This is a genomic window from Thetidibacter halocola, from assembly GCF_018224955.1.
In the GTDB taxonomy this organism is placed as follows: domain Bacteria; phylum Pseudomonadota; class Alphaproteobacteria; order Rhodobacterales; family Rhodobacteraceae; genus Thetidibacter; species Thetidibacter halocola.
The window spans coordinates 238,658-253,230 of record NZ_JAGTUU010000004.1 but is presented as its reverse complement, the minus strand read 5'-3'; the positions used below and the strand labels follow the sequence as shown (position 1 = coordinate 253,230).

General features: G+C 64.7%; 14 protein-coding genes. 3 read left to right on the top strand and 11 right to left on the bottom strand.

Annotated elements, in window-relative coordinates:
* Positions 1-110: 110 nt before the first annotated feature.
* Positions 111-587, top strand: coding sequence for an RrF2 family transcriptional regulator (locus tag KB874_RS11140; RefSeq protein ID WP_212536657.1), 477 nt, complete (start codon positions 111-113; stop codon positions 585-587).
* A gap of 62 nt (positions 588-649) precedes the next feature.
* Here KB874_RS11140 and lpdA read toward each other — a convergent pair whose 3' ends face one another.
* From lpdA to sucC, 9 genes are all read right to left on the bottom strand, one after another.
* Positions 650-2,044: a dihydrolipoyl dehydrogenase gene (gene lpdA / locus KB874_RS11135; RefSeq protein ID WP_212536656.1), complete on the bottom strand. Its 1,395-nt coding sequence runs from the start codon at positions 2,042-2,044 to the stop codon at positions 650-652.
* 92 nt (positions 2,045-2,136) lie between these two features.
* Complete coding sequence (locus KB874_RS11130) at positions 2,137-2,526, bottom strand: MAPEG family protein (protein WP_212536655.1); 390 nt, start codon at positions 2,524-2,526, stop codon at positions 2,137-2,139.
* A 1-nt stretch (position 2,527) separates the two neighbouring features.
* Complete coding sequence (locus KB874_RS11125) at positions 2,528-2,893, bottom strand: hypothetical protein (protein WP_212536654.1); 366 nt, start codon at positions 2,891-2,893, stop codon at positions 2,528-2,530.
* Positions 2,894-2,965: 72 nt separating this feature from the next.
* Entirely contained in the window at positions 2,966-4,471 is a 1,506-nt protein-coding gene (odhB, locus tag KB874_RS11120) for a 2-oxoglutarate dehydrogenase complex dihydrolipoyllysine-residue succinyltransferase (RefSeq protein ID WP_212536653.1), read from the bottom strand.
* Positions 4,472-4,519: 48 nt separating this feature from the next.
* The gene (locus KB874_RS11115; RefSeq protein WP_212536652.1) at positions 4,520-7,483 is read right to left on the bottom strand and encodes a 2-oxoglutarate dehydrogenase E1 component; all 2,964 of its coding nucleotides are present in this window, start codon (positions 7,481-7,483) and stop codon (positions 4,520-4,522) included.
* A gap of 98 nt (positions 7,484-7,581) precedes the next feature.
* A complete protein-coding gene (locus KB874_RS11110; RefSeq protein WP_212536651.1) occupies positions 7,582-7,998 on the bottom strand; it encodes a hypothetical protein in 417 nt (138 codons plus the stop codon).
* Between the two features lie 3 nt (positions 7,999-8,001).
* A complete protein-coding gene (gene sucD, locus KB874_RS11105) occupies positions 8,002-8,889 on the bottom strand; it encodes a succinate--CoA ligase subunit alpha (RefSeq protein ID WP_212536650.1) in 888 nt (295 codons plus the stop codon).
* Positions 8,890-8,901: 12 nt separating this feature from the next.
* A complete protein-coding gene (locus tag KB874_RS11100; RefSeq protein ID WP_212536649.1) occupies positions 8,902-9,462 on the bottom strand; it encodes a hypothetical protein in 561 nt (186 codons plus the stop codon).
* A gap of 3 nt (positions 9,463-9,465) precedes the next feature.
* The gene (sucC, locus tag KB874_RS11095) at positions 9,466-10,659 is read right to left on the bottom strand and encodes an ADP-forming succinate--CoA ligase subunit beta (RefSeq protein WP_212536648.1); all 1,194 of its coding nucleotides are present in this window, start codon (positions 10,657-10,659) and stop codon (positions 9,466-9,468) included.
* A gap of 214 nt (positions 10,660-10,873) precedes the next feature.
* On the opposite strand from sucC, the gene KB874_RS11090 reads away from it, so the two are divergent.
* On the top strand, positions 10,874-11,845 hold the full coding sequence (locus KB874_RS11090; protein ID WP_212536647.1) for a glycosyltransferase family 2 protein: 972 nt from the start codon (positions 10,874-10,876) through the stop codon (positions 11,843-11,845).
* A gap of 3 nt (positions 11,846-11,848) precedes the next feature.
* Here the strand turns inward: KB874_RS11090 and KB874_RS11085 are convergent, their stop codons facing one another.
* Complete coding sequence (locus KB874_RS11085) at positions 11,849-12,661, bottom strand: glycosyltransferase family protein (RefSeq protein WP_212536646.1); 813 nt, start codon at positions 12,659-12,661, stop codon at positions 11,849-11,851.
* Positions 12,662-12,684: 23 nt separating this feature from the next.
* The gene (gene mdh / locus KB874_RS11080; RefSeq protein ID WP_212536645.1) at positions 12,685-13,647 is read right to left on the bottom strand and encodes a malate dehydrogenase; all 963 of its coding nucleotides are present in this window, start codon (positions 13,645-13,647) and stop codon (positions 12,685-12,687) included.
* A 166-nt stretch (positions 13,648-13,813) separates the two neighbouring features.
* Here mdh and KB874_RS11075 point away from each other — a divergent pair, with 166 nt between their 5' ends.
* On the top strand, positions 13,814-14,566 hold the full coding sequence (locus tag KB874_RS11075; protein WP_346346538.1) for a sulfite exporter TauE/SafE family protein: 753 nt from the start codon (positions 13,814-13,816) through the stop codon (positions 14,564-14,566).
* The last annotated feature ends 7 nt before the right edge of the window (positions 14,567-14,573 follow it).

Genomic DNA, 14,573 nt, shown 5'->3' with positions numbered 1-14,573 from the left:
CCTTCATTCGACATGCAGATTTAGCGATATGACTCGCCTTCCGACCTGATCTGGATCAAGGTATTCTGCATCCCTTATGCGGAATAAGAGCCAATCGGAAAGGAAGCATCATGCGGCTGACGACACGAACCAACCTGGCGGCGCGGGTGCTGATGTTCTGCGCGGTCAACGATGGCAAGCTGGTGCGCACACAGGATGTCGCCGAGGCTTGCAACGCCTCGGTCAACCATGTCGCGCGCGTGGTGCAGAGCCTGCAGGCCGAGGGATATCTTGAAACCTTGCGGGGTCGTTTCGGCGGCCTGCGGCTGGCACGGCCGGCGAACCGAATCTCGATCGGGGCGGTTTTCCGCGTGTTCGAGGCGGACATCCCCTTTGCCGAATGTTTCGACCCCGAGACGAACACCTGCCCACTGGCGAGTGTTTGCCGGTTGCGCGGTTTCGTGGTCCGGGCGCTGGACGCCTTCTATCATGAACTGGACATGGTCACGCTGGACGACCTGGCGCGGGGCAATTGCGGCTTGCAGGACCTGCTGTCCATGAAGGAGGCGTTGAGCGCGGGCTGTTCACGGCAGGGCGAGGGGGGCTGAAGCGGCTGCAAACGGAAACGGGCCGCCCCAAAGGGCGGCCCGTTCCGGGGTGGTCATGGTCGTCAGGCGTGGATCGCGCCGTCGCCGCAAGCCAGTGCCGCCTCGCGCACCGCTTCGGAATAGGTCGGGTGGGCGTGGCAGGTCAGCGCCAGGTCCTCGGCCGAGGCGCCGAACTCCATCGCGACGCAGATCTCGTGGATCAGGTCGCCCGCCGCCGGGCCGATGATGTGGGCACCAAGGATGCGGTCGGTGGCCTTGTCGGCGAGGATCTTGACGAATCCGTCGCCGGCGAAGTTGGCCTTGGCGCGGCCGTTACCCATGAAGGCGAACTTGCCCACCTTGTAGGCTTGGCCTGCCTCTTTCAGCTGTTCCTCGGTGGCGCCGACGCTGGCGACCTCGGGCCAGGTGTAGACGACCGAGGGGATCACGCCGTAGTTCACGTGGCCGTGCTTGCCCGCAATCACCTCGGCGGCGGCCATGCCCTCGTCCTCGGCCTTGTGGGCCAGCATCGGGCCGGCGATGACGTCGCCGATGGCGTAAATGCCTTTCACCTTGGTCTGCCAATGGGCGTCGGTGACGATCTGGCCGCCCTTGCTTAGCTCGATGCCCAGAGCGTCGAGGCCGAGACCGTTGGTGTAGGGCCGCCGACCCGTTGCCACCAGCACCACGTCGGCATCGACCGTGTGTTCGCTGTTGTCCTTGCGCAGGGTATAGGTGACCTTGGCCTTGGTCTTGAGCGTCTCGACCTTCGAGACCGCCGCGCCGAGGGTGAAATCCAGCCCCTGCTTGCCCAGGATGCGCTGGAAGTTGCGCGACACCTCGTTGTCCATCGTCGGCGTGATCTTGTCGAGATACTCGATCACCTGCACCTCGGACCCGAGGCGGCGATAGACCGAGCCCAGTTCCAGCCCGATCACGCCCGCGCCGATCACCACCATCTTCTTGGGGATCTTCGGCAGGGTCAGCGCGCCGGTGGAGGTGACGACGATCTTTTCGTCGATCGTCACGTCCGCGCCGGGGACCGAGGCGGCCTCGGAGCCGGAGGCGATGAGGATGTTCTTCGTGTCGTAGGTCGTGTCTCCCACGGTGACCTTGCCGGCGGCGGGGATGGTCGCCCAGCCCTTGATCCAGTCGACCTTGTTCTTCTTGAACAGGAACTCGATGCCCTTGGTGTTCTGGCCGATCACGTCGTCCTTGTAGGTCAGCATCTGTTTCCAGTCGACCTTGGGCGTGGCGCCCTTGAGGCCCATCGTCTCGAAATTGTGCTCGGCCTCGTGCAGCTGGTGGGAGGCGTGCAGCAGCGCCTTGGAGGGGATGCAGCCGACGTTCAGGCAGGTGCCGCCCAGCGTGTCGCGGCCCTCGACGCAGGCGGTCTTGAGGCCCAGTTGCGCGGCGCGGATGGCGGCGACATACCCGCCGGGGCCGGCGCCGATGACGATGAGATCGTATTGGGACATGGGTTCGGTCCTTTCGTTTGGGCGGGGGAGGGGCTCTGCCCCTCTGCCCCTGCGGGGCATTCACCCCGGAGTTTATCGGGCAAGATGAAGGCCTAGAAGAGCGCCTTCAGCAGCATGAGAACAGTCGCGAGAAGGCCCACGCCCCAGATCACGGAGCGCCACGGGTTGAGACCCATCAGGTAGGCAGGCAGGTAGAGGATGCGGGCGGCGAGGTAGGCCAGGCTCAGCGCAGCAGTGATCTCGTCGGCCTTGTCCGAGAAGGTCAGCACGAGGGCGGCGATGGCGAAGAGAATGAGCCCTTCGAAATGGTTGTTCATCGCCCGCTGGGCGCGGCCTGCGAAGCCGGTCAGTTGCCGAGGCTCATCCCGGGCGGAGAGGGCATATTTCGTGCCGACCTGTTTCTGGGCGCTGATCGAGTAGATCGTGAAATGCACGACCTGCCAGAGCGCGGCGAGGGTGAGGGCGGTGAGTTCGGGAGTCATGTCAAGCCTTGTCATCCTTCGCGTGTTTGTCGAGCGAGACGACCCCGCGCAGCAGGATGATCGCGAGCGGGAGCCAGCCGACAAAGGTCCAAACCAATCCCATCAGCGCCAGGGAAGGCCCCTTGACTCCAGAGTGGGTCGCGGTTGGAACCGAAAAGCCGAAAGCGCCCGAGAGGAAGACGGCGATCAGGTACAAAGCGAGCCAGCCCACGAAGTTTCTCACGGTCGGTCGCAGCACGTCGGCAAGCGACCGGCGTGGCCTTCGGGGCTGGCCCGCCTTGTCTCCAGAATGGGGCACGGTTGGAACCGGAGGGCCGAAAGCGCCCGAGAGGAAGACGACGATCGGGTACACGGCGAGCCAGCCCACGAAGTTTCTCACGGTCGGTCGCAGCATGTCGGCAAGCGACCGGCGCGGCCTTGGGGGCTGGCCCGTCATGGCTCAGAGATCCATCAGCAGGCGGCGCGGATCCTCGAGCGCTTCCTTGACGCGCACGAGGAAGGTCACCGCGCCCTTGCCGTCGACGATGCGGTGATCGTAGCTGAGTGCGAGATACATCATCGGGCGGATGACGATCTGGCCACCGACGACCATCGGACGGTCCTGGATCTTGTGCATGCCGAGGATGCCCGATTGCGGCGGGTTCAGGATCGGCGAGGACATCAGCGAGCCGTAGACGCCGCCGTTCGAGATGGTGAATGTGCCGCCCTGCATTTCCGCCATCGACAGCTTGCCGTCGCGGGCGCGGCGGCCCTTTTCGGCGATGGCCTTTTCGATGTCGGCAAAGCTCATGGAATCCGCGTCGCGGATGACCGGCACGACGAGGCCCTGCGGGGTGCCCGCCGCGATGCCCATGTGGACGAAGTTCTTGTAGACGATGTCGGTGCCGTCGATCTCGGCGTTGACCTCGGGGACTTCCTTCAGCGCGTGGCAGCAGGCCTTGGTGAAGAAAGACATGAAGCCCAGCTTGACGCCATGCTTCTTCTCGAACAGGTCCTTGTATTCGTTGCGCAGGGCCATGACCTCGGTCATGTCCACCTCGTTGTAGGTGGTCAGGATCGCGGCGGTGTTCTGCGCGTCCTTGAGGCGGCGGGCGATGGTCTGGCGCAGGCGGGTCATCTTGACCCGTTCCTCGCGGGCGGCGTCCTCGGCAGCGACGGGAGCGCGGGGCGCGGCGGCCGGGGCCGCGGGCTGCGGCGCGGTCGCGGCGGCGGCCACGGCAGCGGCGACATCGGCCTTGGTGGCGCGGCCGTCGCGGCCCGAACCGGTCACCTTGTCGCGGCTGATGCCGGCCTCGGCCATGGCCTTTTCGGCGGCGGGGCCATCCTTGATGTCCTTGCCCGGGCCGGCATTGCCGGCGGGGGGCGTGTCATACTGGGTTTGAGCCGGGGCAGCGGCCGCGGTTGCGCCTTCGCCCACTGCGATCACCGCCAGCTTTCCGCCGGCCTGAACCGTGGCTCCCTCGGGGGCGAGGATCTCGCCCAGGGTTCCGGCGGCCGGTGCGGGCACCTCGACCGAGACCTTGTCGGTCTCGAGTTCGCAGAGCATCTCGTCCTGCGCGACGGCATCGCCGGTCTTCTTGAACCAGGTGCTGACCGTCGCCTCGGTCACGCTTTCGCCCAGTGTCGGCACCATCACGTCGACCGACCCAGCGCCCGAGGCAGGGGCCGCCGCGGCGGGTGCGGCGGCTTTCGGAGCGGCTTCGGCGGCGGCACCTTCGGCGATGTTGGCAAGCAGGGCGTCGACGCCCACCGTGTCACCCTCTGCCGCGACGATGTCGGATAGGGTGCCGGCGACGGGCGAGGGCACCTCGACCGTCACCTTGTCGGTTTCCAGCTCACACAGCATCTCGTCGACGGCCACGGCATCGCCCGGTTTCTTGAACCAGGTGGCGACGGTGGCTTCGGTCACCGATTCCCCCAGCGTGGGGACGCGTACTTCGGTCATGGTCTCACTTCCCTTTCGTTAACCCAGCGCCTCGCGGCATGCGGGTTGTCAGATCGTCAGCGCTTCGTCGACGAGCGCCTGCTGTTGTGCCTTGTGGCTGGAGGCCAGGCCCGTTGCGGGCGAGGCGGAGGTGGCGCGGCCCACGTAGCGCGGGCGCGGATGCTTGGCCTTGATGCGGCCCAAAACCCATTCGATGTTGGGTTCGATGAAGCTCCAGGCGCCCTGGTTCTTGGGTTCTTCCTGGCACCAGATCATCTCGGCCTGCGGGAAGCGTTCCAGTTCCCGCACGAGGCTGATCGCCGGGAACGGATAGAACTGTTCGATCCGCAGAAGGTAGACATCGTCCAGCCCGCGGGCATCGCGTTCCTCGAGCAGATCGAAGTAGACCTTGCCCGAGCACATCACGACGCGCTTGATCTCGGCATCGGGCTTGAGCGTCAGGTCCGAATGACCCTTTTCGGCGTCGTCCCACAGCACCCGGTGAAAGCTGCTGCCTTCGGTGAAATCCGCGGCGTCCGAGATGCACAGCTTGTGCCGCAGCAGCGACTTGGGGGTCATCAGCATCAGCGGCTTGCGGAAGCTGCGGTGCAGCTGGCGGCGCAGGATGTGGAAGTAGTTGGCCGGTGTCGAGCAGTTCGCCACGATCCAGTTGTCCTGGCCGCAGAGTTGAAGAAAGCGTTCCAGGCGCGCCGACGAGTGTTCCGGGCCCTGGCCCTCGAAGCCGTGCGGCATCAGGCAGACAAGACCCGACATGCGCAGCCACTTGCTTTCGCCGGACGAGATGAACTGGTCGAACATGATCTGCGCGCCGTTGGCGAAATCGCCGAATTGAGCCTCCCACAGGGTCAGGGCGTTGGGTTCGGCCAGCGAAAAGCCGTATTCAAACCCGAGCACCGCATATTCCGACAGCGCCGAGTCGATCACTTCGAACCGGGCCTGGCCCTCGCGGATGTGGTTCAGCGGGTAATACCGTTCCTCGGTTTCCTGGTCGATGAAGGCGCTGTGGCGCTGGCTGAACGTGCCACGGGCGCTGTCCTGGCCAGACAGGCGCACCGGGAAGCCCTCGGTCAGGAGAGAGCCAAAGGCCAGTGCCTCTGCCGTGGCCCAGTCAAAGCCCTGGCCGGTCTCAAACATCTGTGCGCGCGTCTCGACAAGGCGGCCCACCGTCTTGTGCAGCGGGAAGCCGTCGGGCACGCGGGTCATCGCCGCGCCCACGGCCTTCAGCGTCTCGGTCTTGATCGCGGTCTTGCCGCGCTGATACTTGCCCTGCTTCTGCCGGTCGAGGTGCGACCAGCGACCATCCAGCCAGTCGGCCTTGTTCGGCTTGTAGGTCTTGCCGGCCTCGAAATCCTCGTTCAGCTGGGCCTGGAAGGCGGCCTTCATGTCCTCGATCTCGCCCTCGGGGATCAGGCCATCCTTGACCAGCCGTTCCGTGTACAGGGTCAGCGTCGTCTTCTGCTTCTTGATCTTGTTGTACATCACCGGGTTGGTGAACATTGGCTCGTCGCCTTCGTTGTGACCGAAGCGGCGATAGCAGAAGATGTCGATGACCGCGTCCTTGCCGAATTTCTGGCGGAACTCGGTGGCGACCTTGGCAGCGTGGACCACGGCCTCGGGGTCGTCGCCGTTGACGTGGAAGATCGGAGCCTCGACCACCAGCGCGTTATCCGTAGGATAAGGCGACGAGCGCGAAAAGTGCGGCGCGGTGGTAAAGCCGATCTGGTTATTCACGACGATATGGATCGTGCCGCCGGTCTTGTGCCCGCGCAGGCCCGAGAGCGCGAAGCATTCCGCGACGACGCCCTGGCCGGCAAAGGCCGCGTCGCCGTGCAGCAGCACCGGTAGGACGGTGGTGCGACGCGCGTCGTTAAGCTGGTCCTGCTTGGCGCGGACCTTGCCCAGTACGACCGGGTTAACCGCCTCGAGATGCGAGGGGTTCGCGGTCAGCGACAGGTGCACGGTGTTGCCGTCGAACTCGCGGTCCGACGAGGCGCCGAGGTGGTATTTCACGTCGCCCGACCCGTCCACATCTTCGGGCTTGTAGCTGCCGCCCTGGAATTCGTTGAAGATCGCGCGATAAGGCTTGCCCATCACGTTGGCCAGCACGTTCAGGCGGCCGCGATGCGGCATGCCGATGACGATTTCCTTGACCCCCAGCGCACCGCCGCGCTTGATGATCTGCTCCATCGCGGGGATCAGGGATTCACCGCCGTCGAGGCCAAAGCGCTTGGTTCCCATATATTTCACATGCAGGAACTTTTCGAAGCCCTCGGCCTCGACCATCTTGTTCAGGATCGCCTTGCGGCCCTCGCGGGTGAACGCGACTTCCTTGCCGTAGCCCTCGATCCGTTCCTTCAGCCAGGCGGATTGCTCGGGGTCGGAAATGTGCATGTATTGCATCGCGAAAGTGCCGCAATAGGTGCGCTTCACGATGTCGAGGATCTGCCGGAGCGAGGCAATCTGAAGACCCAGGACGTTGTCGATGAAGATCGGCCGGTCCATGTCGGCCTCGGCAAAGCCGTAGGATTTCGGGTCGAGCTCGGGGTGATTGCTGTTGTCGCGGATGCCCAGCGGGTCGAGATCGGCGGCCAGGTGGCCACGGATCCGGTAGGCGCGGATCAGCATCAGCGCGCGGATGCTGTCGAGGACAGCGCGCTGGATGGCGGCGTCAGAGGGCGTGACGCCGGTTTCGGCGGCCTTTTCCCGGATCTTCTTCGCGGCGCCCTTTGCCTCGGCCGGCCCCGTCGGCATCGGCCATTCGCCGGTCAGCGCGGCGGTCAGGTCGTCATTCGGCGTGGGCGGCCAGTCGGTGCGCGCCCAGCTGGGTCCGCTCGCCTCTTTCTTGACGTCCAGGTCGGCGTCGCCCAGCTGGCGGAAGAACTCGCGCCAAGCCTCGTCGACCGCGTTCGGGTCGCTGGCGTATCGCGCATACATCTGTTCCAGGTATTCCGCGTTCGCCCCCTGCATGAAGGATGAGGCGTGGAACAGGTCGTTCGGGCTCTGGTCGGTCATCGTTGGTCCTCCCAACCGGTCGGTGAAGCTTCAGGAGAGAGGCCCGGCAGGGGCCTCCGTCATGCCGCTTCAGGCATCAGGAAACGCGGGGGCGGTCATCAGGCCACCCCCGGAAACAGTTTGTCGTGGCAGGACCGCAGATCCTGCCACGCGCGGTCGATATAGGCATCGCCATCCGCCGCAACAGAGGCGTCGCGGGCGGTTTCGGCCTCTGCGATGACCGGCCGCACAAGGATGTTGTGTCGGTCGTCGCGGCGCCGCAGCCCCTCGAGATAATCCTGCAAGCGATCCTGCCGCGCCTCGAAAGCGGCAAGAAAGGCTGGGTCGAGGGACTGTCCGGCCTCTTGCCGGGTGAACAGGAACTGGCCCAGCGCGACGGCCACGGCGGCGCACTGGATATGCTCCATCACCACCGGGTCGGGCGCCCGCTGCGGCAGCAGGTCGGGCACGAAGATCAACGCGGCAAAAACCGCCGCGAAGATCACCCATGCCCACCTCTGCCACAGCTTGCGCATGGATCAGCCGTTCTTGATCGCGGCCAGCACCGCCTCGCCCAGCGTGGCGGGGCTGTCGGCAACCACGATCCCGGCGGCCTTCATCGCCTCGATCTTGGACTCGGCATCGCCCTTGCCGCCAGCGACGATGGCGCCGGCGTGGCCCATGCGGCGGCCCGGAGGGGCGGTGCGGCCGGCGATGAAACCTGCGGTCGGTTTCCAGCGGCCCTTCTTCTTTTCGTCGGCGAGGAACTGCGCCGCCTCTTCCTCGGCAGAGCCGCCGATCTCGCCGATCATGATGATCGAGGTCGTCTCGGGGTCGGCCAGGAACATCTCGAGCACGTCGATATGCTCGGTCCCCTTGATCGGGTCGCCGCCGATGCCCACGGCAGAGGACTGCCCCAGGCCCATGTCGGTGGTCTGCTTGACCGCCTCGTAGGTCAACGTGCCCGAGCGCGACACCACGCCGACGCTGCCGCGCTTGTGGATATGGCCGGGCATGATGCCGATCTTGCAGGCGCCGGGGGTGATCACACCGGGGCAATTCGGCCCGATCAGGCGCGATTTCGACCCTTCCAGCGCGCGCTTGACCTTCATCATGTCGAGCACGGGGATGCCCTCGGTGATGCAGACGATCAGCTCCATCTCGGCATCGATCGCCTCGAGGATCGAGTCCGCGGCAAAGGGCGGCGGGACGTAGATCACCGAGGCGTTGGCCTCGGTCTTTGCCTTGGCTTCGTGCACGCTGTCGAAGACCGGCAGGTTCAGGTGGGTCTGCCCGCCCTTGCCGGGCGTGACGCCGCCGACCATCTTGGTGCCATAGGCGATGGCCTGTTCCGAGTGGAAGGTGCCTTGGCTTCCGGTGAAACCCTGGCAGATGACTTTGGTGTTTTCGTCGACGAGGACGGCCATGTTAGTTGGCTCCTATTCGTATTGTTTCGGTGCGGATACACTGAGAGTAACGCCCTCAGCGCCCATTCCAGCTATGTCGGAACTTGCCAAAAATGCTCCGGCAAGTAACGCGGATGCGTCCCAAGTGCGAATTCTCTGGCCCGCGATACTTTCGTCAGTAATTGGGGTGCCCAGAGGGACGAATTTTTTAACCTCCTCCAGCGCCCTTTCGGCGCCCATAAAGGGATTTGAGACAGCACAGATTTGGTATGTTTTTCCAAACATAGGTGCTTCAGAAATCCCTAGAAGGAGCGGTGTTCCTTCTCCGTCCGTCGCAAACCAACTGTGGTAGGGAATGTTTGGATCCTGCGGCGCAAGCATTGTCCAGAATGGCTCAGGTGTCGTTGCCCATTCCATTGCTGTTGCGATGCTGCCAACTTTATCTAGACGACCGGGGTTTTGCGCGCACAGACCAATAAAGGCGTTTGCAAAGTCTGATGGTTCCACGTCTCTAAATGCGTCGCCGACCGTCCGTTGTTGTGCAACAACGCAAGGCGGCCATAGCATCAAGATGAGTGAAGCAATCAGACGCATGCTTTAGCCTTTGACCGCCTTCACGATTTTCTGCGCGCCGTCCTTGAGGTCGTCGGCGGCGATCACGTCGAGGCCGGAGTTCGAGATGATCTCCTTGCCCTTCTCGACGTTGGTGCCTTCGAGGCGCACCACCAGCGGAACCTTCAGGCCGACTTCCTTGACCGCGGCGATCACGCCTTCGGCGATGACGTCGCAGCGCATGATGCCGCCGAAGATGTTGACCAGGATGCCCTTCACGTTCGGGTCCGAAGTGATGATCTTGAACGCCTCGGTCACCTTTTCCTTGGTCGCGGCACCGCCCACGTCGAGGAAGTTGGCCGGTTCCGCGCCATACAGCTTGATGATGTCCATCGTCGCCATGGCCAGGCCCGCGCCGTTCACCATGCAGCCGATCTCACCATCCAGTGCGATGTAGTTCAGGTCATACTTGGAGGCCTCCAGCTCCTTGGGTTCCTCCTCGGTGGTGTCGCGCAACTCGGCGATGTCCGGGTGGCGGTAGATCGCGTTGCCGTCAAAGCCCATCTTGGCGTCGAGGCATTTCAGATCGCCGCTGTCGGTGACGATCAGCGGGTTGATCTCGAGCATCTCCATGTCTTTCTCGGTGAACAGCTTGTAGAGAATGCCCATCAGCGCCACGCATTGCTTCACCTGCTTGCCTTCAAGGCCGAGGTTGAAGGCGATGCGGCGACCGTGGAAGGCCTGGTAGCCGGTGGCCGGGTCGACGGAGAAGGACAGGATCTTTTCCGGGGTCTTTTCGGCCACTTCCTCGATGTCCATGCCGCCCTCGGTCGAGGCGACGAAGGACACGCGGCTGGTCTGCCGGTCCACCAGAAGGGCGAGATACATCTCGGTCTGGATGCCCGAGCCGTCCTCGATATAGATGCGGTTGACCTGCTTGCCGGCTGGGCCGGTCTGCTTGGTCACCAGGGTGCGGCCCAGCATGCGCTTGGCCTCCATCTCGGCCTCTTCGACCGACTTGGCGAGGCGCACACCGCCCTTTTCGCCGGCGTCAGGCTCCTTGAAGCTGCCCTTGCCGCGACCGCCGGCGTGGATCTGCGCCTTGACCACCCAAAGGGGGCCGTCCAGCGCGCCTGCGGCGGTCTTTGACTCTTCGGCCTTTAGCACGACACGGCCGTCGCTGACCGGGGCGCCATAGCTGCGCAGAAGCGCCTTGGCCTGATACTCGTGGATATTCATGGGTCGACTGTCCCCGTCTTGCTGCGATTTCGGGCTTTCTGACGCGGATATCGGCCATTGTTAAAGGAAACTTTGACGCAGGGCCGGTTTTGGGCCGAATTTCCGACATTTGTGATCACAGCTTTAAAAAGTGTGATCACACAAGGCCCGGTCTGTGTCGCTTGGCATGGAATCACGACAGCGCTATCGTTCGCTGGGCAAGGCGGAGAGCAGGATGCGCTGGGCTGTGGCAATGACGGTGCGCGAACCGGCGGCGCTGGTTCTGGCGAACGTGGGCTGGCATCTGGGCACGGGTGCTGCCGAGGTGCATGTCTATTTCGACGATCCGTCAGACCCTGCCTTTTCCGACGTGGCGGCCATCCCCGGCGTGCAGGTCACGCGCTGCGACGCGGTGCATTGGCGGGCGACAGGGCCGCGCGGGGCGCGGCCGGAGTCAGTCACGGAACGGCAGTCGCTGAACGCGAACCATGCCCGCGCCCTGTCGCGGGCGGACTGGATCGTGCACCTGGATGCCGACGAGTTCCTAGTGCAGGAGCGCCCCCTGGTCGAGGAACTGGCGGCGGTGGCACAGCTCGACGCCGAGCTGCATTTCCCGGTCGCAGAACGCGCCTTTGTCGCGGGCGCGCCGATGCGCAGCCTGTTCGAGGGCGTGTTCCGCCTGTCGACCCGCGGCCAGAACCGGCGCAAGGATGGCGGCAGTTTCGACGAGGCGATCTTTGGCGAGCAGGCGCCGGTGCTGATCCATGGCGTGCTGGGCCATTCCGGCGGGAAATCCGCTGTGCCTGTCAGCGGCGATTTCCGCATTGGCATCCACTGGGCCTATCGCGGAGCGGGGCGCGACCGCGCCGAACGCTGGCGTTCCACCACGACGCGGCTCTTGCATTTCGACGGGCTGACGCGGGCGCACTGGATGCACAAGATGCGCCGCTACTTGGCCATGCCGCAGGACAGCCTCAAGATGTCGGCGCATCGCCGCGCGCAACTGGAGCTGTTCGCCGAGATGGAGGAGGACCGCCACGCCCTGTTCGACGCGCTGTATGTGCTGGACGAGGCGCGGCTGGCCCGGCTGCGGGGCTTCGGCTTGCTGGCCGAGACCCGCTTTGACCCGCAGGAGACCATCGGCCGGGTGCTTGGTCAGGTGCCGGACCTGTCGCCGGCGGCCTTTGACCGGGCGCTGACAGGCTGACGATCAGTCGAACAGTCGCCGCCGCATCACCCTTAGCAAGCGGTGCAGCCGGTTGCGCGGGGGGTTGCGCGGCCCGCCATACAGTTCGTATTGCGCCTCGGCCGCCAGCAGCTCGTCGATCATCTCCGCGAGTTTCGGTGGCAGTTCCTCGTGGTAGTCCAGCGGCTTTTCGGGATCGCCCGGCGGCTGGCGGTGCAGCTTGCGCATGTGCAGCAGGCGCGGCGCACCCATGTGCGGTTGCCAGACCTGCAACATCTTGATGTGAATGAGATTGTATTCCGGCGGCACGATGCCCACCGGCAAGCTCAGATCCCAGGCCAGCCGCCGCAGGCTGGGCTGGTCGAACTCCAGCTGGCCTTCGTCCATCATGCGCTGCCAGCTTCGGGCCAGTTGCCGACTGCGCCGACCCCGGCGGAACACCATCAGGCCGGCGTTGAAGGTCGGGAACCAGCGCGGAATGTCGCGCTGCGTGCCATAGAGATGCGAGGCGCGGGCCACGCAAAAGGCCGCCGAGAGCGGAAAGCGCCGCGTCATCGAGAACAGTTCGGAAATGTCGGTGACGACGATCGTGTCGGAATCGAGCAGGATCGTCGATCCGAAGCGCGAACGTCCCATCGCCTCCATCTTGGGGCGGTGGGTCGAGCGGTTAAGGCGGTGGATATGGTCAAAGACCGGGTCCTCGACCTCCTGGTCGGTGAACAGGTCTATGGGAATGTCCGGGCAAACCTGCCGCATCCGTCGCGCAGCGCGACGGGCGGTGATGGTATAGGCCTCGCCCGTTGTCGCGTAGACAAAGCCGCGAGGGAGGCGGGCCAAACGGCCCGCCTCCGAGGTGTTGGTCACGCCAGCGAGGGATCGATCGCCTTGCAGGCCTCGACAAGGCCCTTCACCGCCTTGACCGAAGTGTCGAACATCTCCTGTTCTTCCTTGGTCAGCTTGATGTTCACGACCTTCTCGATGCCGCCGGCGCCGATCACGGTGGGCACACCCACATACATGCCGTTCAGGCCGAATTCGCCGTCGCAATAGGCGGCGCAGGGCAGGACGCGCTTCTGGTCCTTCAGGTAGGCCTCGGCCATCTCGATCGCCGAGGTTGCGGGGGCATAGTAGGCCGATCCGGTCTTGAGTAGGCCGACGATCTCGGCGCCGCCGTCACGGGTGCGCTGCACGATCGCGTCCAGCTTTTCCTTGGTGGTCCAGCCCATCTCGATCAGGTCGGGCAGCGGGATGCCGGCGACGGTGGAATAGCGCACCGACGGCACCATCGTGTCGCCATGGCCGCCGAGCACGAAGGCGGTGACGTCCTTCATCGACACGTCGAATTCGAGGCTGAGGAAGTGGCGGAAGCGGGCCGAGTCGAGCACGCCGGCCATGCCGCAGACCTTGTTCGCTGGCAGGCCCGAGAACTGCTGAAGCGCCCAGACCATCGCGTCCAGCGGGTTGGTGATGCAGATCACGAAAGCGTCCGGCGCGTTGTCGCGGATGCCTTCGCCGACCGATTTCATCACCTTCAGGTTGATGCCCAGCAGGTCGTCGCGGCTCATGCCCGGCTTGCGCGGGACGCCGGCGGTGACGATGCAGACATCGGCGCCTGCGATGTCGGCGTAATCCTGCGTGCCCTTCAGGCGGGCGTCGAACCCTTCGGAGGGGCCGGATTCCGCGAGGTCGAGCGCCTTGCCCTGCGGCACGCCTTCGGCGATGTCGAACAGGACGACGTCGCCCAGTTCCTTCATTGCTGCGAGATGGGCGAGCGTGCCGCCGATCTGTCCGGCGCCGATAAGGGCGATCTTGGGTCGTGCCATGGAGTGTCTCCGGTCCGTGGTTCCAGATGAATTTCCGGCGTTGCGTAGTGCGTTGCGGGCCGTCACGCAAGAGTGCTGCACTGCGGCGCGTCGGCGCGGCGGCTCTGTCCTTTGCCGTCGGGGCAGGCTAAGTCCACGGGAAACCGAGTGTTCCCGGAGGCGTCGCGTGGAAGTTCTGGGGCTTACCTTTTTCGCCGTCATGGTGCCGGCCGTGATCTTTGCCGGCGTGTCCAAGGGGGGGTTCGGCTCTGGCGCGGCCTTTGCCAGCTCCTCGATTCTGGCGCTGGTGATGGACCCGGGGATGGCGCTGGGCATCATGCTGCCGTTGCTCATGCTGATCGATGTCAGCAGCTTGCCGGCCTACTGGAAGAAGTGGGATTGGCCAACGGCGCGGGTGCTGCTGCTGGGAGGCGTGCCGGGAACCATCCTCGGCGCGCTGTTCTATGCCTGGTCGAACCCGGATGCGATCCGGCTGATCATCGGCCTGATCTCGGTCCTGTTCGTGGCCTGGCAACTGGCGCGCGCGGTGGGGCTGATCCGGCTTGGTGTCCGGTTCGGGCCGAAGACCGGCTTGACGGCCGGAGTTGTCGTGGGGTTCACCAGTTTCGTCAGCCATGCGGGCGGCCCCGCGGCGGCGGTCTACATGCTGGGTCAGGGCCTGTCCAAGACGGCCTACCAGGCAACGACGGTGCTGGTGTTCTGGGCGATCAACCTGTTCAAGTCCGGCTTCTACGCCGGCATGGGCATCTTCACCTGGGAGACGCTGACGCTGGACCTGTGGCTTGCGCCTTTTGCGGTGCTGGGAACCTGGATCGGGATCAAGGCGCACCGCATGGTGCCCGAGCGCGTCTTCTTCGGGCTGACCTATGCCTTGCTGACGATCACCGGCAGCAAGCTTATCTGGGACGCGCTGACCTGACGGCGCG